This window comes from Limnohabitans sp. Rim8, from assembly GCF_943326455.1.
Taxonomy (GTDB): domain Bacteria; phylum Pseudomonadota; class Gammaproteobacteria; order Burkholderiales; family Burkholderiaceae_C; genus Limnohabitans_A.
This window is the reverse complement of sequence record NZ_CALPTI020000004.1, coordinates 149,769-168,752: the sequence shown is the minus strand read 5'-3', so window position 1 is coordinate 168,752 and position 18,984 is coordinate 149,769. Positions and strand designations below refer to the sequence as shown.

The following is an 18,984-nucleotide window of genomic DNA, read 5'->3' as shown; positions in this document are numbered from 1 at the left end:
ACTGTGATTCATAATTATTGATGCAGAATATTTTAACCGGCTTACAATTCAGCATCTGAAACGCCTGAAATACCGTTCGACCACGCCTAAAGACCAGTTCTCTGATTCACACCCCAAACAGCCATGTCCGCCCTGTCCCTCGCCCCCCGCGCCCTGTACGAAGAAGTTGCCGAACTGTTGCGGCAGCGGATTTTTGCGCGCGAACTGGAGCCTGGCAGCTGGATCGACGAGTTGCGCATCGCAGAAGCCCTTGGCATCAGCCGCACCCCGCTGCGCGAAGCCCTCAAGGTGTTGGCCGCCGAAGGCTTGGTGACCATGAAGGTGCGCCGGGGCGCTTATGTGACCGAAGTCAGTGACAAAGACCTGCGAGATGTTTACCACTTGCTGGCCTTGATGGAATCAGACGCCGCCCGCGTGGTAGCGCAAAACGCCAGCGCCGAGCAGATGGCTCAGATCAGCGCCTTGCACCAAGAGCTGGAAAAAGCCACGCACGACCGAGACCGCTTTTTCGAGATCAACGAAGCCTTCCACATGCTGCTGCTGGAATTGGCCAACAACCGTTGGCGCGACCAGATGGTGGCTGACCTGCGCAAGGTCATGAAGCTCAACCGCCACAGCTCGCTGTTCAAAGAGGGGCGCATTGAGCAGTCCCTGTCAGAGCACCGCGCCATCGTGCAGGCCCTGACCGAACGCCAAGCCGAGCAGGCGGCAGAGCGCATGTCGGCCCACTTCATGAACGGCCTGCAGGCCGCGCAATAAGCGATCAACGTCAAAAGGCTTCAACACGCGGCGTATTTGACAGAAGATCAGCCCGCCTCCCGCATCGCTTTGCCCAAACCTTCCACACCCTTGGCCAGCAGGGTATCGGCGGCGTTCAGGCGATCCCGCGTCTCACGGTTTTGACTGAGCTTGGCCTTGCCCTCGATGCGTTGGATTTCCACCTGAATGCCGACCACAGCCTTGAGCATGTGGGCAATGTAATCGGGCGGCGAATCGCCCATCTTCCAGGGTCGAGGCTCGGAAGCCTCATGTTCACGGGTCAGCCGTGCCACGACACGACGGACAAACTTTTCCTCGTCCATCACCGTCAGTCGGCCATGAACATGCACAACTTCGTAATTCCAGGTGGGCACCTGCCGGTGGGTTTCATGCTTGCTGGGGTACCAGTTGGGCGAGATGTAGCTCTCGTTGCCGCGAAAGATGACCAGCACATCCGCACCGTCCTGGCATTCCTGCCAGACAGGGTTAGCCCGGGCAACATGCGCAGTCAGCATCCCATGCGCACCCTGGCTGGGGTCGAATTCAAATGGGATGTGGTTCGCATCCAAGCCTTTTGGCCCCACCGTGACCAAGGCGCCCAGGGGATGTTCCTGGATGATCGTGTGGAGATCTTGCGGATTTTGGATGAGGAAATGGGCGGGAATGTACATCGTGTCGGCTCACATGGTGAATAAGCAGAGGGCACTATCTTGCCATCGAATGTCAGTCATTTACCACCGCACCCCGCGCCAGGGCAGCGCGGGCCAGTTGCCAAACTTCTCGCGGCGGTAAAGGCTTGAGCTTGTGGTCGCTCCAAACTTGGCGCCACAAACGCCCCCCACGCTGGCCGTGGTACAGGCCCAGCATGTGGCGGGCAATGGCGTACCAAGGGCAGCCGTCTTCGGCAAAGGCCCGCTCCATGTAGGCCACCATGGCCTCTTCCACCACTTCGCGGCTGGGCACCTCGTGGGCGTCACCATAAAACGCAGCGTCCCAACTGCCCAAGAGCCAAGGGTTGTAATAAGCCTCGCGCCCAACCATCACCCCATCGGCCTGTTGCAAATGCAGAGCGATCTCTTCGTTGGTTTTGATGCCGCCGTTCACCGCGATCAACAGCGATGGAAAGTCTTTTTTGAGCTGGTAGGCCAGCTCATAACGCAGCGGCGGGATTTCGCGATTTTCCTTTGGGGAAAGGCCATCGAGCCAGGCATTGCGGGCATGCACAATGAACACCTTACAACCGGCATCGCTCACCGTACCCACAAAGTCGCGCACAAAGTCGTAGCTCTCGATGCGGTCAATGCCAATGCGGTGCTTCACCGTCACCGGCACATCCACCACATCGAGCATGGCTTTCACCCCGTCGGCCACGGTGCTGGGTTCGTTCATCAGGCAAGCGCCAAAAGCGCCGCGCTGCACACGGTCTGAGGGACAGCCGCAGTTCAGGTTGATTTCGTCGTAGCCCCACTCTTGACCCAGTTTGGCGGCATGGGCCAAATCGGCGGCGTCACTGCCGCCCAGTTGCAGGGCCACGGGGTGCTCTTCGGCGTTGAAGCGCAGGTGCCGCTGCACACTGCCGTGGCGCAAGGCACCGGTGGTCACCATCTCGGTGTAGAGCAAAGTGTGGCGCGTCAGCAGGCGGTGGAAAAATCGGCAATGCCGGTCGGTCCAGTCCATCATGGGGGCGACAGACAAGCGCCAGCGTTGGGGTTCGGGGAAATGCATGGGGGCTGATTATCCTTGCCTTGCGGCGGCCTTGAAAACAAACATTTACGCCTCATTTCAGCAAGACGTTTAATGAAGGCAGTGCTTGAGCCTGACAATGACAACTTAAGCAAGGAGAGACCGAGATGGGTGATGCAACGATGTGGTGGGTGTTGGCCGGTGTCTTGGTGGCACTGGAGTTGTTGACCGGCACTTTTTATCTGTTGATGCTGGGCCTGGGGGCAGTGGCTGCAGCCTTGGTGGCCATGACAGGCCTTGACCTGAATACCCAATTGTTCACAGCAGCCATCGTTGGGGGCTTAGGGGCTGTGCTGCTGGGCCAATGGCGCAAGCGACAAACCACCACGCCACAAGAAGCCCAACACCAGCATCTGGACCTGGGCGCTACTTTGCAGGTGGATGCTTGGGATGCGCAGGGCACCGCGCAAGTGAAACACCGGGGCGCCGCTTGGACCGCTGTGTTGGCTCCAGGTCAGACCGCCGCGCCGGGCATTTACCGCATTCAGGCCATGGCAGGCAACCGCTTGATCCTCGTGAAAATCTGAGCACAAATTTCGAAACAGAGAAAAGGGAGAAACAACATGGAAATAGCAGCCGTCCTCGTGATCATCGCGGTCTTGTTCATCGTCAAGACCGTCAAAGTGGTGCCGCAGCAAGAGGCTTGGGTGGTTGAGCGGCTGGGTAAATTCCATGCGAGTCTGGCCCCCGGCCTGAACTTTGTAGTGCCCTTTGTCGACAACGTCATCCAAAAGCACAGCCTCAAAGAAATCCCGCTCGATGTGCCCAGCCAGATTTGCATCACGCGCGACAACACGCAGCTGCAGGTGGATGGCATCCTGTACTTTCAAGTCACCGACCCCAAGTTGGCCAGTTACGGCTCGTCCAACTACATCGTGGCCGTGACCCAGCTGGCCCAAACCAGCTTGCGCAGCGTGATCGGCAAGCTGGAACTCGACAAGACTTTTGAAGAGCGCGACATCATCAACGCACAAGTCGTGGCCGCCATCGACGAAGCGGCGCTCAACTGGGGCGTCAAGGTGCTGCGCTATGAGATCAAGGACCTGACGCCGCCCAAAGAAATCTTGCTGGCCATGCAGTCGCAAATCACTGCCGAGCGCGAAAAGCGTGCTTTGATTGCCGCCTCGGAAGGCCGCCGCCAAGAGCAAATCAACATCGCCACGGGCGAACGCGAGGCCTTCATTGCACGTTCAGAGGGTGAAAAACAAGCCGCTATCAACAAAGCCCAAGGCGACGCCGCTGCCATCACCGAAATGGCCAATGCCACCGCCCAAGCCATTGAGCGAATAGCCCTCGCCATCCGCCAGCCCGGCGGCGAACAAGCTGTCCAACTGAAAGTGGCCGAGCAAGCGGTACAGGCTTACGCCAAGGTGGCGCAAGACGCTAAGACCACGCTGATCGTGCCCGGCAATATGACGGAAGTCTCGGGCCTGATCGCATCGGCCATGCAGATGGTGAGCACCGGCAAACAAGCCGGTTGAAGCAGTCCTGCAGACGCAAAAAAACCCGCCGAGGCGGGTTTTTTGATCGGTACTGCTCACGCATCAACCCATGTGCAAACCGCCGTTGACGGCAAAGTCAGCGCCGGTGGTGTAGCTTCCATCTTCGCTGGCCATCCAGGCGATGATGGAAGCGATTTCGCTGGGCTTGCCCAAGCGCTTGACGGGCACCGTAGCGACGATTTTTTCGAGCACATCGGGACGGATGGCATTGACCATGTCGGTGCCGATGTAGCCGGGCGACACGGTATTGACCGTGACGCCTTTGGTGGCCAACTCTTGGGCCAAGGCCATCGAGAAACCGTGCATCCCCGCTTTGGCAGCCGAGTAGTTGGTCTGACCGGCCTGGCCTTTTTCGCCGTTGACCGAGCTGATGTTGATGATGCGGCCCCAGCCTTTTTCAACCATGTCAGCGACCACTTGCTTGGTCACGTTGAACATGGAGTCCAAGTTGGTGTTCATCACGGCCTGCCAGTCTTCCCGGGTCATCTTGAGGAACATGCGGTCCTTGGTGATGCCTGCGTTGTTGACCAAGACGTCGATGGGGCCATGTTCGGCTTTGGCCTTGGAAAAGGCTTCCACGGTGGAATCCCAATCGCCCACGTTGCCGACCGAGGCGTAAAACGTGAAACCCAGCGCTTTTTGCTCGTCCAGCCATTTGGTGAAGTCACGGGTTGGACCGCAACCGGCGATGACCTTGAAGCCCTCTTGGTGAAGGCGCTGGCAGATCGCGGTACCGATGCCGCCCATGCCGCCTGTGACGTACGCTACTTTTTGACTCATGTTTGTCTCCATGTTTATGAGTGGTTGAAATGAACAGGAACTTGAAATCAGACGCGCTCGATGGCCAGCGACACACCCATGCCACCGCCAATGCACAGCGCGGCCAAGCCCTTGTTGGCTTGGGTGCGCTGCATTTCATGCAACAAGGTCACCAAGATGCGGCAACCGGACGCGCCGATGGGGTGACCGATGGCAATGGCACCGCCATTGACGTTGACCTTGGCCGGATCGATGTCCAGAGCTTGGTTCACAGCACAGGCTTGCGCAGCAAAGGCTTCGTTGAGTTCGAACAAGTCCACGTCCTGGGCTTTCCAGCCCGCACGGGCCAGCGCCTTTTGAGACGCCGGCACAGGTCCCATGCCCATGGTGGCCGGGTCCAGACCGCTGGTGCCAAAAGCAGCAATGCGGGCCAGGGGCTTGAGGCCCAAGGCGGCGGCCTTCTTGGCTGACATGACCATCACGGCGGCTGCGCCGTCGTTGATGCCTGAGGCGTTGCCCGCCGTCACGCTGCCGGCTTTGTCGAAAGCGGGACGCAGTCCTGCCAAGACTTCCACCGTGGTTTTCTTGTTGATGAATTCGTCGGTATTGAACACCAAGGCATCGCCCTTGCGCTGTGGGATCAGCACGTCAACGATTTCGTCCTTGAACTTGCCCGCGTCTTGCGCGGCAGCGGCTTTGCGCTGACTGCCTGCGGCCAGTGCGTCTTGCATGTCACGGGTGATACCGTGTGCCTTGGCCACGTTTTCGGCGGTGATGCCCATGTGGTACTGGTTGTACACGTCCCACAGGCCGTCGACGATCATGGTGTCCGACATCTTCCAGTCGCCCATGCGCTGGCCGTCACGGCTGCCGTTCAAAACGTGCGGGCTGGCGCTCATGTTTTCTTGACCACCAGCGATCACGATTTCGCTGTCGCCCCAAGCCACGGCTTGCGCGGCCAGCATCACGGCCTTGAGGCCCGAACCGCACACGGCGTTGATGGTCAGCGCTGGCGTCTCTTTGGCCACACCCGCTTGCATCATGGCTTGGCGGGCAGGGTTCTGACCCACGCCAGCGGCCAGCACCTGGCCCATGATGACTTCACCGATGGCGTCCACCGGCAAGCCACTGCGCTCGAGCAAACCCTTGATGACGATGCTGCCCAGCTCAGTGGCGGGGGTTTTGGCGAGAGATCCGCCAAACTTGCCCACGGCGGTTCGAGCGGCTGCGACGATGACGATGTCTTCCATTTTTGTCTCCAGTAAAAATCAATCAGGCTTTGGCTTTGACGTAGCGACCCGGGGCCGCCTCGATGGCTTTGTATTGGGTGCCTTTGCCATAAGCTTTGGGTGCGGCAATTGGTTTGCCCGCGTGGCCCTTGAGCCAGACGGACCAATCGGTCCACCAGCTGCCGGGCACCTCTTGGGCGTTGACAATCCAGTCGTTCACATCTGCCGGGAACTTCGTGCCTTCGCTCAGCCAATGGCTGCGCTTTTGGGCCGCTGGTGGGTTGATCACGCCAGCGATGTGGCCCGAGGCCCCCATCACAAAACGCTTCTTGCCAGGCAGCACTTGCGTGCTGGCATAGGCACCGCCAATTGGCACGATGTGGTCTTCGCGTGAGCCGTAGATGTAGACCGGCATGTCGACCTTGCCCAGATCAATGGCCTCGCCGCAGACTTTGACCTTGCGGGGCTGGACCAAGTTGTTTTCGAGGTAAGTGTTGCGCAGGTACCAAGCGTAAAAAGGGCCTGGCAAGTTGGTCGAGTCGCTGTTCCAGTAAAGCAAGTCAAATGGCGGTGGGGTCTCGCCCTTGAGGTAATTGCCCACTACATAGTTCCAGACCAGGTCGTTGGGGCGCAAAAAGCTGAAGGTGGAGGCCAGGTCTTGGCCCTTGAGCAAGCCACCCTGGCCCATTTGCTGCTCGCGGAATTTGACGAAATTTTCGTCAATGAACACATCCAGTATGCCGGTGTCGGTGAAGTTGATCAGGGTAGTGAGGAAGGTGGCACTGGCCACGGGTTTTTCTCCGCGCGCTGCCAGCACCGCCAAGGCGGTCGACAAAATGGTGCCGCCTACGCAAAAACCCAAAGCGTTGATCTTGGGTGCCCCGGTGATGGCCTGAACCGTGTGGATGGCCTCGATGGCGGCGTGTTCGATGTAGTCGTCCCAGGTCTTTTGCCCCATGGACTCGTCGGGGTTGCGCCAGCTCACCACAAAAGTGCGGTGCCCTTGGCTGACCGCATACCGAATGAGCGAATTGCTGGGTTGCAGGTCAAGGATATAAAACTTGTTGATGCAGGGCGGCACCAACAAAAATGGCTTTTCATAGACCTTGGCGGTGAGCGGCTTGTATTCGATGAGTTGGAAAAATTCGTTTTCGAAAACCACCGCACCTTCGGTGGTGGCCACGTTCTTGCCCACTTCAAACAGACTCTCGTCGGTCATCGAGACATGGCCCTGCTGCATGTCGTGCATCAAATTCTTGACGCCCTTAGCGATGCTCTCGCCTTGGGTTTCGATGGCTTTCTTTTGAGCCTCGGCATTGAAGGCTAAAAAATTGCTGGGTGCAGCAGCAGCCACCCATTGCTCAATGCCAAAGCGGATGCGGGTGCGTGTTTTTTCATCGGCATCGACCGCATCGGCCAAGCCCATCAGCGTTCGGGCGTTGAGCAAATAAGTGGCCGCGTTAAAAGCCGCCATCGGATTGGAGGCCCAGGCCTCACCCGAAAAACGCCGGTCCTTGACCTGCAAGCTGTTTTGCAGGCCTTGATTCCACAAATCAGAAGCGTCTTTGAAGTACTGAGCTTGAAGGTCTTGCAGCTTTTGAGGTGAGAACTTGACCATGGGCGCAGCCTCATGACCTGATTTCAAGCCCCCTAAGTCGATGGTCTGAAAATGCCGCATGGCTTCGCCCCAACTTTTAGTGAGATTGTTTTGAAAACCCTCACCCATTTGGGACCAAAATTCCGGGGTAGCAGCGCTCATGTCGGGTCTCCTGAATCCACATATTTATGAAATCTATGGAACAGAGTATCTTTCAATTTGATGTCACCTAAATTACAACTGGAAAAAAGATGTACTTGATCGTCATTGGTTGGCTTTATGTCACGTTGCTGATGGCCTTGGCCGAAGCTTTCAGTTCACAGGGCAGCGTTCTGGGCGCCATCATCACTTTTGTGTTGTATGGGCTTTTGCCGATGGGCTTGGTGGTTTACATCATGGGAACCCCATTGCGTCGAAAGGCCATCCGAAAATCTGAGCAATTGGCCCGGGATGATTACGAGGCCACTAGGACACCAACCGACTCAAGCATCCAACCAGATGCAGGCGGCCATGCGGCCACTTTGCCCGAGAACACGGCTGTCCCTGCGGTGCGAAAAGAAGATCTGAGGCTGTGAAACAGTGCACCAAACAGGTGCGCCATCATTGCCATAAATTTGATTGACACCCAACGCCCCCAAACGCAGGCGGGCCAAACCGGCCAAATCGGCTTTGAATTTACCGTGGGGTTGCAATTGAAACAGCGATCGCGTGGCAGCTTTTCCATCATCAAAAGCACTCAGGACATCTGCCCCGACCTCAAAAGCATCAGGTCCGATGCATGGCCCCAACCAAGCCATCACATCAGAGACATCGCAGCCGGCCTGGGACAAATCCGAGAGGAGGGTCTCAAGAACACCTTGGCCTTGGGTACCTGCCAAACCCCGCCAGCCCGCATGCGCAGCAGCTACCCACTGGCCTTTGGCATCGCACAACAGCACTGGCAAACAATCGGCCACCATCATGGCGCAAGCCACCTGTGTCCCTTGGGTCCAGCAGGCATCGGCCACCGAACCATCCGGGCTAGCATCGGACAGATGGACTGCATGGACGCCATGCACTTGTTTCAAAAAGACGGGTCGTGTGCCCAACAAGTACGTCAAATGATCACGGTTGGCTTGAACATGCGTGGGCACGTCACCGACGTGGTCGCCCAAATTCATGCTGTTCCACGGGGCTGCAGATACCCCTGCCTCGCGGTTGGTCATGACCGATTTGACTCGATCGGGCGCAGGCCAATTCGGCCGTATCCAACTGGCAGGAAAATGGTTCATCTGGAAAATCATAAGGCCAGCGCCGCCGAAAAATCAGGTTTTATTGTGTAATTGCCCTATGAGTCAAACTGCACAAGCTGATGCGCCTGAGCTGCCTTGGATCGACGAGGGGGAGGCTCTGCCTTGCCCAGACAGCGCTTGGGGTGCCAACGCACCAGCGCCAGGCTTGCTGGCTGCGGGCGTTGATTTGTCTGCGGCCCGACTGCTTGAGGCTTACAGCCAAGGTATTTTCCCGTGGTTCAGTGAAGGGCAACCCGTGCTTTGGTGGAGTCCGGATCCGCGCATGGTGTTGATGACCCATCAATTTCGTCTGCACCGGTCCTTGCGCAAATCTTTGCAGCGCTGGACTTTGACCCCTGGATTCGAACTCTGCTTTGACCGTGATTTTCCGCAAGTGATTCGACAGTGCGCTGCCTCTGCCCGCAAGGGTCAAAATGGCACGTGGATCGTGCCTCAGATGGTCGAAGCTTACGAAGCGCTTCATCTAAAAGGCTTGGCCCACAGCAGTGAAGTCTGGCATCAAGGCCATCTGGTGGCAGGTCTATACTTTGTCAATTTGGGACAAGCGGTCTTTGGCGAGTCCATGTTCACCACCATCTCGGACGGTTCCAAAATGGCCTTGGCCAATTTGGTGAGCGTCTGTCTGCAATACGGTGTCCATGCCATCGACTGCCAACAAAACACCGGGCACTTGGCGTCACTTGGCGCTCAAGAAATACCGCGTAGCCTCTTTTTAGCTGGAGTTCAAAAAGCGCTTAACGGGCCTGCCATCGATTGGCAGTCTCAGACTTTGAATTGGCAAGCCCTCGAGTCTTTGAAAGGTTTTCAGTGACCCATCTCAAAGATTTACCGCTTCAAGCCCTTCAGTTTTATGCCACGGCACCCTATGCCTGCAGTTACCTTCCAGAACGCTCGGCGCGCTCCCAAGTGGCCACACCCAGCCACCTGATTCACAACGAGGTCTATTCAGATTTGGTCTCCCAAGGTTTTCGTCGCAGCGGACTGTTCACATACAGGCCCTATTGCGATGGATGCCAAGCTTGCCAACCCCTGCGCGTCCTGGTGACTGACTTCAAGCCGGACCGCAGTCAACGCCGTGCAGCGCTGGCCCACCAAGATTTACGTGTTCGGGTTTTGGACTTGCATTTCAATGAAGAGCATTACGCTTTGTATTTGAACTATCAAAACTCACGCCACCCGGGCGGCGGCATGGACCATGACAGCATTGACCAATACAGCCAGTTTTTGCTGCAAAGCCGCGTCAACTCACGCATCGTTGAATTCAGAGAGCCCGCCGAAGGTGAGCAATTGGGTGCGCTCAAGATGGTCAGCATCGTAGACGTCCTCAACAATGGCTTGTCTGCGGTGTACACCTTTTACGAACCTGATGAAAAGGCCAGCTATGGCACTTTTGGGGTTCTCTGGCAGATTCAACAAGCCGTCCAACTGGGCTTGGATTATGTCTACCTGGGTTACTGGATTGAGGACAGTCCCAAAATGAATTACAAGTCTCGGTTCAAGCCCAGCGAGCTGCTGATCAAGGGGGAATGGAAACCCATGGCTTGAAGTCACGCACACTCTGCCCAGCTTGTAAAACTCGCGTAATTTCACAGTGTAAAATAATTGAGCATCTGAAGTACACGATGAAAAAAGACCCAGCGCTCACGTCCACGCCCACCATTCAGGTCATTGAACGCATGTTCACCCTGATTGACGTTTTGGCGTCCCGAGAAGAGGCGATCTCACTCAAAGAGATCAGCCAAAAAACGGGTCTGCACCCTTCTACCGCCCACCGCATTTTGAACGACTTGGCCTCTGGCCGATTTGTTGACCGTCCCGAAGCGGGCAGCTACCGCTTGGGTATCCGGTTGCTCGAGTTGGGCAATTTGGTGAAAGGCCGATTGAACGTCCGAGACGCAGCATTGACCCCCATGCGCGAGTTGCACAAGTTGATCCAACAACCCGTCAATTTGAGCATGCGCCAAGGCGATGAAATCGTGTACATTGAACGCGCTTACAGCGAACGCTCTGGCATGCAGGTTGTGCGCGCCATTGGTGGACGAGCACCCTTGCATCTGACCTCGGTAGGCAAGCTTTTTTTGGCGGCCGATGACCCCTTGCGCGTCCGATCGTATGCAGCTCGCACGGGCTTGTCTGGCCAAACGCGCAACAGCATCACCCAGTTGCAAGTCCTGGAAAGAGAGCTGACACGCGTGAAACAATCGGGTTTTGCGCGCGACAACGAAGAACTGGAGTTGGGCGTGCGCTGCATTGCAGCCGGGATTTACGACGACCAGGGCAAGCTTTTGGCGGGCTTATCCATATCGGCCCCGGCCGACCGGCTTGACGAAAGCTGGTTGCCCAAATTGCAGGAAACAGCCAAGGCCATTTCCAGTACCTTGGGCTATCCCTCCGCCCCCTGAAAACAGCCCAACCATGCATGATGGAGCTCCGAGACAATCCTGACCGTCTTCAGCCCGGCAGATATTGACGAGGGAGCGACTGCCCTGAATGCAGGGGCGGCTTGCTTTCCAGCCAGTTGCGAACCCGTTCAGCGTCACCCAGGCGGCTGAGCTTGCCGGCCGAGTCCAGAAACACCATGATCAGTTTCCGACCCGATACTTGGGTTTGCATCACCAAACAGCGCCCTGCTTCTGAGATATAGCCGGTTTTTTGTAGGCCAATATCCCATGCCGGGTTCTTGACCAAACGGTTGGTGTTGTTGTAATGCAGAGTGCGACGCCCCACTTCGACTTCACGACCATGAGAAGTTGACAACTCACGCAGCATGGTCTCCTTGTAAGCCACTGATACCAACACCGCTAAATCACTGGCACTGGATTGGTTGCGACTCGACAAGCCTGTGGGTTCTACATAACGCGTGTCTTTCATGCCCAATTGCTTGGCGCGCATGTTCATCCGGTCGACAAAGTGATCCATGCCGCCTGGAAAAGTGCGTCCCAAGGCATTGGCCGCACGGTTTTCACTGGACATGAGTGACAGGTGCATCAAATCGCCCCGGGTCAGCACGGTGCCTACCGCCAAACGTGAAGAACTGCCTTTTTCGGTGTCCACATCGTCTTGTGTGATTCTGATCGGCTCGTCCATGGAAAGCTTGGACTCGGCAATGACCAAACCTGTCATCAGTTTGGTCAAAGAGGCGATGGGCAAGACCGCATGGTCATTTTTTCGATACAACACCTCTTGGGTGTCCTGGTCGACCACCAGCGCCACGCTGGAGTGCAGATCCAGCGCGTCCGATGTGGCGTGTAGGCCCGCCATTTGCCCAAAAGACGCACGGACGGGACGGGCTTGCTGGGCGCTGTTGAGCTTGCTGCGCTCAAGGCGCGCTTGTTTGACAGCAGCCGGTGTATTTTTGGCCGACTTGCTGTTCGCGTTGTTGGCAGATTTAGGGGCCACTGGCGCCTTGGCTCTTTGCAACGAGCTGTTTTGAGATCCTGAGCTCTTGGCTTTTTGCTTGTCTTGAGCCTTGGATTTTGCGGTTTGACCTTTGTTCACCGCGGTAGGTTTGTCTTTTTTCTTTGAAGCTGGATCAGCAGATTTTTGCGCGGATTGGCCAGATTGGGCGTGCACTTGGGTGGCAGACAAACCAAGCGCCAACGACACCATCAACAGCATTGCACCAAAAAACGACTTAGAGCGCATTTCGGCAAAGATTGAAAGGAGAGCGGTGTTCAATGGCGCATCCTGTGATTTCGTTGAGCAATTCAAAGGCCGTAGTGTATACAAATAAAAAAGTCACGCAAGAACAATAACTTGCGTGACTTTATTGAAGCCAAATGATACTTATAAAGAACTCAATTAGCCTTGCGCCGCCACCCGATCGGCCTTGCTTTGCAGTTTATTGAGCGCGCTCAAATAGGCTTTGGCAGAGGCCACCACGATGTCCGGGTCAGACCCCACGCCATTGACCACCCGGCCACTGTTTTGCAAGCGAACGGTCACTTCACCTTGACTTTCTGTGGAGCCGCTGATGGCATTGACCGAATAAAGCACCATTTCAGCGCCACTCTTGACTTGCGACTCGATCGCTTTGAGTGAGGCGTCCACGGGTCCGTTGCCATCAGATTGACTGCGTACCTCTTTGCCTGCAATGGTGAAAACCACCGAAGCATGTGGCCGTTCGCCCGTTTCGCTGCGCTGCGACATGGACACAAAGCCATACTGCTCTTTTTCTGTGGTCACACTTTCATCGCTGACCAAGGCCAAGATATCTTCGTCAAAAATCTCACTCTTGCGGTCGGCCAATTCCTTGAATTTGGCAAAGGCGTTGTTGATTTCGGTCTCACTGTCCAGCGTGACGCCCAAATCTTGCAAGCGCTGCTTGAAGGCGTTGCGCCCGCTGAGCTTGCCCAACACAATTTTGTTGGTGGTCCAGCCCACGTCCTCTGCACGCATGATTTCGTAGGTGTCGCGGGCCTTGAGTACACCATCTTGGTGAATGCCCGAGGCATGGGCAAAAGCGTTGGCCCCGACCACCGCCTTATTGGGCTGAACCACAAAACCAGTGGTTTGGCTGACCATGCGGCTGGCAGCCACGATATGGCTGGTGTCAATGCCGATGTCGAGGCCAAAGTAATCGCGGCGGGTTTTGACCGCCATGACCACTTCTTCGAGGGAACAATTGCCCGCACGCTCGCCCAAGCCATTGATGGTGCACTCGACCTGGCGTGCGCCACCGATCTTGACACCCGCCAACGAGTTGGCCACCGCCATGCCCAAATCGTTGTGACAATGGACAGACCAAATCGCTTTGTCTGAGTTGGGGATGCGCTCGCGCAAAGTGCGAATGAACTCGCCATACAACTCAGGCACGGCATAACCCACGGTGTCGGGCACGTTGATGGTGGTCGCGCCCTCGGCGATCACAGCTTCGAGCACACGGCACAAAAAGTCCATTTCGCTGCGGTAACCGTCTTCAGGACTGAACTCCACATCACCCACCAAATTGCGGGCAAAACGCACTGACTGCTTGGCCTGCTCAAACACCTGGTCAGGCGTCATGCGCAGTTTCTTTTCCATGTGAAGTGGGGAAGTGGCAATGAAGGTGTGAATACGGCCGCTGTTGGCGCCCTTCAAGGCTTCTGCAGCTCGCGCAATGTCCCGGTCATTGGCGCGGGACAAAGAACAGATCGTGGAATCTTTGATGGCATCGGCAATGCTTTTAACCGCCTCGAAATCACCGTTGGAGCTGGCGGCAAATCCGGCTTCGATCACATCCACGCGCAGACGCTCCAGTTGGCGGGCAATGCGCAGCTTTTCGTCACGGGTCATGGAGGCACCCGGCGATTGCTCGCCATCGCGCAAAGTGGTGTCGAAAATAATCAGTTTGTCAGTCATGTTCACTCCTGGTCAAAAACCCGCAAGTCCAAGCAAAAATGCAAAAGGCCCGATGCGGATGGCATTCGGGCCTTTTGGGAAAATGTTTGCGTGCGCTACACATCCCGCCCGAGGGGCGCTAGCAGTAGTGCAAACAAAGAAAATTTCATACAAATACTTTAGCACAGTTCAAAACCCCAACTGTCCTGAAGCGGACATCACTGGTGCAAGCCACGCTCATCTGGCTCATCGGTAGAGGTACTGATCATGCTGGTTGGCTGGCCTTTGGCCTTTCGCCAGATATAAAGAACATAGCCACTCAAACCATAGGCCACAAACAAACCAAACAAGACGGTAGGAGGATCGATGTTCACGGCCGCAATGCCCAAGGCCACCAAAACCAAAGTCGCAAATGGCACGCTCTTTTTCATGTGCATGTCCTTGAAACTGTAGAAAGGCACGTTCGTCACCATGGACAAACCGGCAAACAGACAGACAGAAAACATGCCCCATGACACGGCCTTGGGTGACACGGCATTTTCAAACATGATCCAGACAAAGCCCATCACCAATGCCGCCGCTGCAGGCGACGGTAAGCCCTGAAAGTAGCGCTTATCGACCACACCGGTGTTCACATTGAAACGAGCCAAACGCAGTGCAGCACAGGCGCAATAAACAAAGGCCGCAATCCAGCCCCAGCGGCCCAACTCTTTGAGCGTCCACACATAGGCAATCAACGCTGGCGCAGCCCCAAACGAGACCATGTCGGACAGGGAGTCCATTTGCTCGCCAAACGCACTTTGCGTATTGGTCATGCGGGCGACACGACCATCGAGGCTGTCGAGCACCATCGCACTGAAGATGCCCACTGTCGCCAATTCAAAACGCCCATTGATGGCCATGACGATGGCATAAAAACCCGCAAAAAGTGCAGCCAGCGTGACCATATTGGGCAACATGTAGATGCCCTTGGAAGGTTTGCGCACGGGCACCAAAACCTCAGTCTCTTCTACGACTTCATTCGCGTTGGTTTTACTCATCGTCCATTCCTGTTGTGGTTTTTAGGAGCCATCCCTAGTTTGTGAAGTTTAAGGCAGACCCAGTGCCCAATAAAAAAGGCCACCGCAGTGGCCTTTTTCAATCTTGCCCAAGAGACAGATCAGTTGCGGGTCTTGTCGACCAGCTTGTTCTTGGCAATCCAGGGCATCATGGCGCGCAATTGTGCGCCCACAACTTCGATGGAGTGCTCGGAAGTCAAGCGACGGCGGGCCGTCATGCTTGGGTAGTTGGTCTTGCCTTCCAAAATGAACATCTTGGCGTATTCACCCGTCTGGATGCGCTTCAAGGCATTGCGCATGGCAACGCGTGACTCTTCATTGATGACTTCAGGACCGGTCACGTACTCGCCGTATTCGGCGTTGTTCGAGATCGAGTAATTCATGTTGCCAATGCCACCTTCGTAGATCAAGTCCACGATCAGCTTGAGTTCGTGCAAGCACTCAAAGTAGGCCATCTCTGGGGCGTAACCGGCTTCCACCAAAGTCTCGTAGCCCATTTTGATCAGCTCAACCGCGCCACCGCACAAAACAGCTTGCTCGCCGAACAAATCGGTTTCAGTCTCTTCTTTGAAGTTGGTCTCGATGATGCCGGCCTTGCCGCCACCGTTGGCCATCGCGTAGCTCAGGGCCAAAGCGCGTGCTTTGCCGCTCTTGTCCTGGTGAATCGCCACCAAGTGGGGTACGCCGCCGCCTTGGGTGTAGGTGTTGCGCACGGTGTGGCCTGGGGCCTTGGGAGCGACCATCCACACGTCAAGGTCTTCGCGAGGAACCACTTGGTTGTAGTGCACGTTGAAACCGTGGGCAAACGCCAAAGAAGCGCCTTGCTTGATGTGGGGGGCCACATTGTTGTTGTAGACCTCGGCGATCATTTCGTCGGGCAACAAGATCATGACCACGTCAGCGGCTTTGACGGCGTCATTGACTTCCATCACGGTGAGACCGGCTTTGCCGACTTTGTCCCACGATGCGCCACCTTTGCGCAGACCGACAACCACTTTCACGCCACTGTCGTTCAGGTTCTGAGCGTGGGCGTGACCTTGCGAGCCATAACCAAGAATGGCAACAGTCTTGCCCTTGATGACGCTCAAATCACAATCTTTGTCGTAAAAAACTTTCACAGGGTTCTCCTTAGGAATAAACAGTTTCAAGAGTTGAGTTTAGACGCGCAGGATGCGCTCGCCGCGCCCGATACCGCATGCACCTGTGCGCACGGTCTCCAAAATGGCACTGCGGTCGATCGCCTCCAAAAAGGCGTCGTTCTTGGACTGATCACCGGTGAGCTCAATGGTGTAACTCTTGTCGGTGACGTCGATCACGCGGCCGCGAAAGATATCGGCCATGCGTTTCATTTCTTCGCGTTCCTTGCCCACGGCACGCACCTTCACGAGCATCAGCTCGCGCTCGGTGTAAGCGCCTTCGGTCAAGTCCACCACCTTGACCACTTCAATCAAGCGGTTCAGGTGCTTGGTGATTTGCTCAATGACATCGTCAGAGCCAGCGGTCTGGATGGTCATGCGCGACAGGCTGGGATCTTCGGTCGGGGCCACTGTGAGCGACTCGATGTTGTAGCCGCGGGCCGAGAAAAGCCCCACCACACGGGACAAGGCGCCCGCTTCGTTTTCGATCAATACAGCAATGATGTGTTTCATGTGTGATTCCTCTTTTCGCCGCCCTCCCCTGCGCACGGTAATGCGCAGGCTTGGCGGACAATAGATTCGTCCGGTGTGATTAATTAAAGATCTTCAGAACCCATCAGCATCTCGGTGATGCCTTTGCCAGCCTGAACCATGGGGAACACGTTTTCAGTGGGGTCTGTGCGGATATCCAGGAAAACCGTGCGGTCCTTGAGCCTGCGTGCTTCGCGCAATGCAGGCTCCACATCCTCAGGCTTTTCCACCAAGATGCCGACGTGGCCATAGGCCTCGGCTAACTTCACAAAATCGGGCAGTGCGTCCATGTAGCTGTGGCTGTAACGACCGGAGTAATCAATCTCCTGCCACTGTCGCACCATGCCCAAGTAACCGTTGTTCAGGGCGACTACTTTGATGGGCGTGTTGTATTGCAGGCAGGTCGAGAGCTCCTGAATGCACATTTGCACCGAGCCTTCACCCGTCACGCAATACACCTCGCTCTCGGGCTTGGCCAGCTTGATGCCCATGGCATAAGGAATGCCAACGCCCATGGTGCCCAAACCACCAGAGTTGATCCAGCGGCGTGGCTCATTGAACTTGTAGTACTGGGCCGCCCACATTTGGTGTTGGCCCACATCGGAGGTGATGTACGCGTCGGCGTCCTTGGTCATGTCCCACAGGGTCTCGATGACTTTTTGCGGCTTAATGACCAAGCTGTTTTGGCTGTCGTACTTCATGCAATCGCGGCTGCGCCAGCCTTCGACGGTTTGCCACCACTGCGCCAGCGCCTGGCTGTCGGGCTTGAGGCCGGACTCGCGGATCATGCCCATCAACTCGATCAACACGTCCTTCACGTCACCCACGATCGGCACATCCACCTTGACGCGCTTCGAAATGCTGGAGGGGTCAATGTCGATGTGGATGATCTTGCGTTCGTTTTGCGCAAAATGCTTGGGGTTTCCAATCACTCGGTCGTCAAAGCGAGCCCCGACCGCCAACAAAACGTCGCAGTTTTGCATGGCGTTGTTGGCCTCCAGGGTGCCGTGCATGCCCAGCATGCCCAGGAAACGCCGGTCATTGGCCGGAAACGCGCCCAAACCCATCAAGGTGTTGGTGACCGGAAAGTTCAGCATGTCCACCAGCGCGCGCAACTCGGGGCTGGCATTGCTCAGCAACACACCACCGCCGGTGTAGATGTAGGGGCGCTTGGCCGACATCAGCAGTTGCATGGCCTTGCGGATCTGGCCGCCATGGCCCTTGCGCACAGGGTTGTACGAGCGCATCTCGACCTTGTCGGGATAGCCGGTGTACAGGGTTTTGTTGAAAGACACATCCTTGGGCACGTCGACCACCACAGGGCCTGGACGGCCAGTCCGGGCAATGTGGAAAGCCTTTTTCATGACCTCGGCCATGTCCTTGGCATCTTTGACCAAGAAGTTGTGTTTCACGATGGGGCGGGTGATGCCCACAGTGTCGCATTCCTGGAAGGCATCGAGGCCAATCGCCGCAGTGGGCACCTGCCCGCTGATGATGACCATGGGGATGCTGTCCATGTAAGCAGTGGCAATACCGGTCACAGCGTTGGTCAAGCCGGGGCCTGAGGTGACCAAAGCCACACCGACCTCGCCTGTGGCGCGGGCATAGCCATCGGCGGCGTGCACAGCGGCTTGTTCGTGGCGCACCAGAACGTGTTGGATGGTTTCTTGTTTATAAAAAGCGTCGTAGATGTGAAGCACAGCCCCACCGGGGTAGCCCCAGACAAACTCGACGTTTTCGGCCTGCAGCGCTTTGACCAAAATCTCGGCCCCACGCAATTCTTGACCAGTAGAAGCGACGGAAGCAGCGGATGCCATTTCGGCTTTATTGATTTCCATATATTCAACCTTTGTGAATTTCTCTAACGAAAAACCTTGGGTGCCCCTGGGCACGACTCTTGTGAAGTGGCTTTGGGACTTGAGACCACAGACATGGGCACCAAACTGTAAAAGTGCCGGACGGTGATCCGTTTGCTTTTTTTCAATTGCAACCCAAGATTATGGCACTGTTACAGAACAGACGAAGCTTGCCGTTTCACGGCCAACTTCTCGGTGCCATA

General features: G+C 56.2%; 19 protein-coding genes. 7 read left to right on the top strand and 12 right to left on the bottom strand.

What is annotated here, in order from left to right; all coding sequences use genetic code 11:
• Positions 1 to 123 precede the first annotated feature (123 nt).
• Positions 124 to 759, top strand: a complete 636-nt coding sequence (locus Q1M54_RS04565; protein ID WP_300554452.1) for a GntR family transcriptional regulator — start codon at positions 124 to 126, stop codon at positions 757 to 759.
• Positions 760 to 806: 47 nt separating this feature from the next.
• On the opposite strand, the gene Q1M54_RS04560 is transcribed toward Q1M54_RS04565, so the two are convergent.
• A complete protein-coding gene (locus tag Q1M54_RS04560) occupies positions 807 to 1,430 on the bottom strand; it encodes an FMN-binding negative transcriptional regulator (RefSeq protein ID WP_300554451.1) in 624 nt (207 codons plus the stop codon).
• Positions 1,431 to 1,482: 52 nt separating this feature from the next.
• Positions 1,483 to 2,484, bottom strand: a complete 1,002-nt coding sequence (gene dusA, locus Q1M54_RS04555) for a tRNA dihydrouridine(20/20a) synthase DusA (protein ID WP_300554450.1) — start codon at positions 2,482 to 2,484, stop codon at positions 1,483 to 1,485.
• Between the two features lie 125 nt (positions 2,485 to 2,609).
• Between dusA and Q1M54_RS04550 the strand changes: the two genes are divergently transcribed.
• On the top strand, positions 2,610 to 3,029 hold the full coding sequence (locus Q1M54_RS04550; protein WP_300554449.1) for an NfeD family protein: 420 nt from the start codon (positions 2,610 to 2,612) through the stop codon (positions 3,027 to 3,029).
• A 36-nt stretch (positions 3,030 to 3,065) separates the two neighbouring features.
• Positions 3,066 to 3,983: a stomatin-like protein gene (locus Q1M54_RS04545; RefSeq protein ID WP_300554448.1), complete on the top strand. Its 918-nt coding sequence runs from the start codon at positions 3,066 to 3,068 to the stop codon at positions 3,981 to 3,983.
• Between the two features lie 63 nt (positions 3,984 to 4,046).
• Here Q1M54_RS04545 and phbB read toward each other — a convergent pair whose 3' ends face one another.
• The 3 genes from phbB to phaC are packed head-to-tail and all read right to left on the bottom strand — an operon-like array spanning position 4,047 to position 7,751.
• Positions 4,047 to 4,784, bottom strand: coding sequence for an acetoacetyl-CoA reductase (gene phbB / locus Q1M54_RS04540; RefSeq protein ID WP_300554446.1), 738 nt, complete (start codon positions 4,782 to 4,784; stop codon positions 4,047 to 4,049).
• A gap of 47 nt (positions 4,785 to 4,831) precedes the next feature.
• Positions 4,832 to 6,013 (bottom strand): acetyl-CoA C-acetyltransferase, encoded by a 1,182-nt coding sequence (locus tag Q1M54_RS04535; RefSeq protein WP_300554444.1) that lies wholly within the window; start codon positions 6,011 to 6,013, stop codon positions 4,832 to 4,834.
• Positions 6,014 to 6,035: 22 nt separating this feature from the next.
• The gene (gene phaC / locus Q1M54_RS04530) at positions 6,036 to 7,751 is read right to left on the bottom strand and encodes a class I poly(R)-hydroxyalkanoic acid synthase (protein WP_300554439.1); all 1,716 of its coding nucleotides are present in this window, start codon (positions 7,749 to 7,751) and stop codon (positions 6,036 to 6,038) included.
• Positions 7,752 to 7,840: 89 nt separating this feature from the next.
• Between phaC and Q1M54_RS04525 the strand changes: the two genes are divergently transcribed.
• On the top strand, positions 7,841 to 8,164 hold the full coding sequence (locus Q1M54_RS04525; protein WP_300554437.1) for a hypothetical protein: 324 nt from the start codon (positions 7,841 to 7,843) through the stop codon (positions 8,162 to 8,164).
• Here the strand turns inward: Q1M54_RS04525 and pgeF are convergent.
• Positions 8,072 to 8,860 (bottom strand): peptidoglycan editing factor PgeF, encoded by a 789-nt coding sequence (pgeF, locus tag Q1M54_RS04520; protein WP_300554435.1) that lies wholly within the window; start codon positions 8,858 to 8,860, stop codon positions 8,072 to 8,074. The genes Q1M54_RS04525 and pgeF overlap by 93 nt on opposite strands.
• 58 nt (positions 8,861 to 8,918) lie before the next feature.
• Here pgeF and aat point away from each other — a divergent pair, with 58 nt between their 5' ends.
• The 3 genes from aat to Q1M54_RS04505 all read left to right on the top strand — a co-directional run bounded on the left by aat (position 8,919) and on the right by Q1M54_RS04505 (position 11,283).
• A complete protein-coding gene (gene aat, locus Q1M54_RS04515) occupies positions 8,919 to 9,692 on the top strand; it encodes a leucyl/phenylalanyl-tRNA--protein transferase (protein WP_300554434.1) in 774 nt (257 codons plus the stop codon).
• Positions 9,689 to 10,426 (top strand): arginyltransferase, encoded by a 738-nt coding sequence (locus Q1M54_RS04510; protein ID WP_300554432.1) that lies wholly within the window; start codon positions 9,689 to 9,691, stop codon positions 10,424 to 10,426. The genes aat and Q1M54_RS04510 overlap by 4 nt, the downstream gene beginning before the upstream one ends.
• A 77-nt stretch (positions 10,427 to 10,503) precedes the next feature.
• Entirely contained in the window at positions 10,504 to 11,283 is a 780-nt protein-coding gene (locus Q1M54_RS04505) for an IclR family transcriptional regulator (RefSeq protein ID WP_300554429.1), read from the top strand.
• 49 nt (positions 11,284 to 11,332) lie between these two features.
• Here Q1M54_RS04505 and Q1M54_RS04500 read toward each other — a convergent pair whose 3' ends face one another.
• The 6 genes from Q1M54_RS04500 to Q1M54_RS04475 all read right to left on the bottom strand — a co-directional run bounded on the left by Q1M54_RS04500 (position 11,333) and on the right by Q1M54_RS04475 (position 18,763).
• Complete coding sequence (locus tag Q1M54_RS04500; RefSeq protein WP_300554574.1) at positions 11,333 to 12,499, bottom strand: serine hydrolase; 1,167 nt, start codon at positions 12,497 to 12,499, stop codon at positions 11,333 to 11,335.
• 183 nt (positions 12,500 to 12,682) lie between these two features.
• Entirely contained in the window at positions 12,683 to 14,221 is a 1,539-nt protein-coding gene (locus tag Q1M54_RS04495) for a 2-isopropylmalate synthase (RefSeq protein WP_300554426.1), read from the bottom strand.
• 197 nt (positions 14,222 to 14,418) lie between these two features.
• Positions 14,419 to 15,159, bottom strand: coding sequence for a CDP-diacylglycerol--serine O-phosphatidyltransferase (gene pssA / locus Q1M54_RS04490; RefSeq protein ID WP_300554571.1), 741 nt, complete (start codon positions 15,157 to 15,159; stop codon positions 14,419 to 14,421).
• Between the two features lie 200 nt (positions 15,160 to 15,359).
• Positions 15,360 to 16,376, bottom strand: coding sequence for a ketol-acid reductoisomerase (gene ilvC, locus Q1M54_RS04485; RefSeq protein ID WP_019425312.1), 1,017 nt, complete (start codon positions 16,374 to 16,376; stop codon positions 15,360 to 15,362).
• Positions 16,377 to 16,415: 39 nt separating this feature from the next.
• On the bottom strand, positions 16,416 to 16,907 hold the full coding sequence (gene ilvN, locus Q1M54_RS04480; RefSeq protein WP_019429372.1) for an acetolactate synthase small subunit: 492 nt from the start codon (positions 16,905 to 16,907) through the stop codon (positions 16,416 to 16,418).
• 83 nt (positions 16,908 to 16,990) lie between these two features.
• Positions 16,991 to 18,763 carry an acetolactate synthase 3 catalytic subunit gene (locus Q1M54_RS04475; RefSeq protein WP_300554422.1) on the bottom strand — a complete coding sequence of 591 codons (1,773 nt, stop codon included), beginning with the start codon at positions 18,761 to 18,763 and terminating at the stop codon, positions 16,991 to 16,993.
• Positions 18,764 to 18,984 lie beyond the last annotated feature (221 nt).

Excerpts from the sequence above, each read along its gene's own strand:
- Q1M54_RS04475 (WP_300554422.1), bottom strand. The coding sequence starts at position 18,763 with ATGGAAATCAATAAAGCCGAAATGGCATCCGCTGCTTCCGTCGCTTCT.
- Q1M54_RS04545 (WP_300554448.1), top strand. The coding sequence starts at position 3,066 with ATGGAAATAGCAGCCGTCCTCGTGATCATCGCGGTCTTGTTCATCGTC.
- aat (WP_300554434.1), top strand. The coding sequence starts at position 8,919 with ATGAGTCAAACTGCACAAGCTGATGCGCCTGAGCTGCCTTGGATCGAC.
- Q1M54_RS04525 (WP_300554437.1), top strand. The coding sequence starts at position 7,841 with ATGTACTTGATCGTCATTGGTTGGCTTTATGTCACGTTGCTGATGGCC.
- Q1M54_RS04495 (WP_300554426.1), bottom strand. The coding sequence starts at position 14,221 with ATGACTGACAAACTGATTATTTTCGACACCACTTTGCGCGATGGCGAG.
- phaC (WP_300554439.1), bottom strand. The coding sequence starts at position 7,751 with ATGAGCGCTGCTACCCCGGAATTTTGGTCCCAAATGGGTGAGGGTTTT.
- pgeF (WP_300554435.1), bottom strand. The coding sequence starts at position 8,860 with ATGAACCATTTTCCTGCCAGTTGGATACGGCCGAATTGGCCTGCGCCC.
- pssA (WP_300554571.1), bottom strand. The coding sequence starts at position 15,159 with ATGTTGCCCAATATGGTCACGCTGGCTGCACTTTTTGCGGGTTTTTAT.
- dusA (WP_300554450.1), bottom strand. The coding sequence starts at position 2,484 with ATGCATTTCCCCGAACCCCAACGCTGGCGCTTGTCTGTCGCCCCCATG.
- Q1M54_RS04560 (WP_300554451.1), bottom strand. The coding sequence starts at position 1,430 with ATGTACATTCCCGCCCATTTCCTCATCCAAAATCCGCAAGATCTCCAC.
- Q1M54_RS04505 (WP_300554429.1), top strand. The coding sequence starts at position 10,504 with ATGAAAAAAGACCCAGCGCTCACGTCCACGCCCACCATTCAGGTCATT.
- phbB (WP_300554446.1), bottom strand. The coding sequence starts at position 4,784 with ATGAGTCAAAAAGTAGCGTACGTCACAGGCGGCATGGGCGGCATCGGT.
- Q1M54_RS04565 (WP_300554452.1), top strand. The coding sequence starts at position 124 with ATGTCCGCCCTGTCCCTCGCCCCCCGCGCCCTGTACGAAGAAGTTGCC.
- ilvN (WP_019429372.1), bottom strand. The coding sequence starts at position 16,907 with ATGAAACACATCATTGCTGTATTGATCGAAAACGAAGCGGGCGCCTTG.
- Q1M54_RS04550 (WP_300554449.1), top strand. The coding sequence starts at position 2,610 with ATGGGTGATGCAACGATGTGGTGGGTGTTGGCCGGTGTCTTGGTGGCA.
- Q1M54_RS04535 (WP_300554444.1), bottom strand. The coding sequence starts at position 6,013 with ATGGAAGACATCGTCATCGTCGCAGCCGCTCGAACCGCCGTGGGCAAG.
- Q1M54_RS04500 (WP_300554574.1), bottom strand. The coding sequence starts at position 12,499 with ATGCTGTTGATGGTGTCGTTGGCGCTTGGTTTGTCTGCCACCCAAGTG.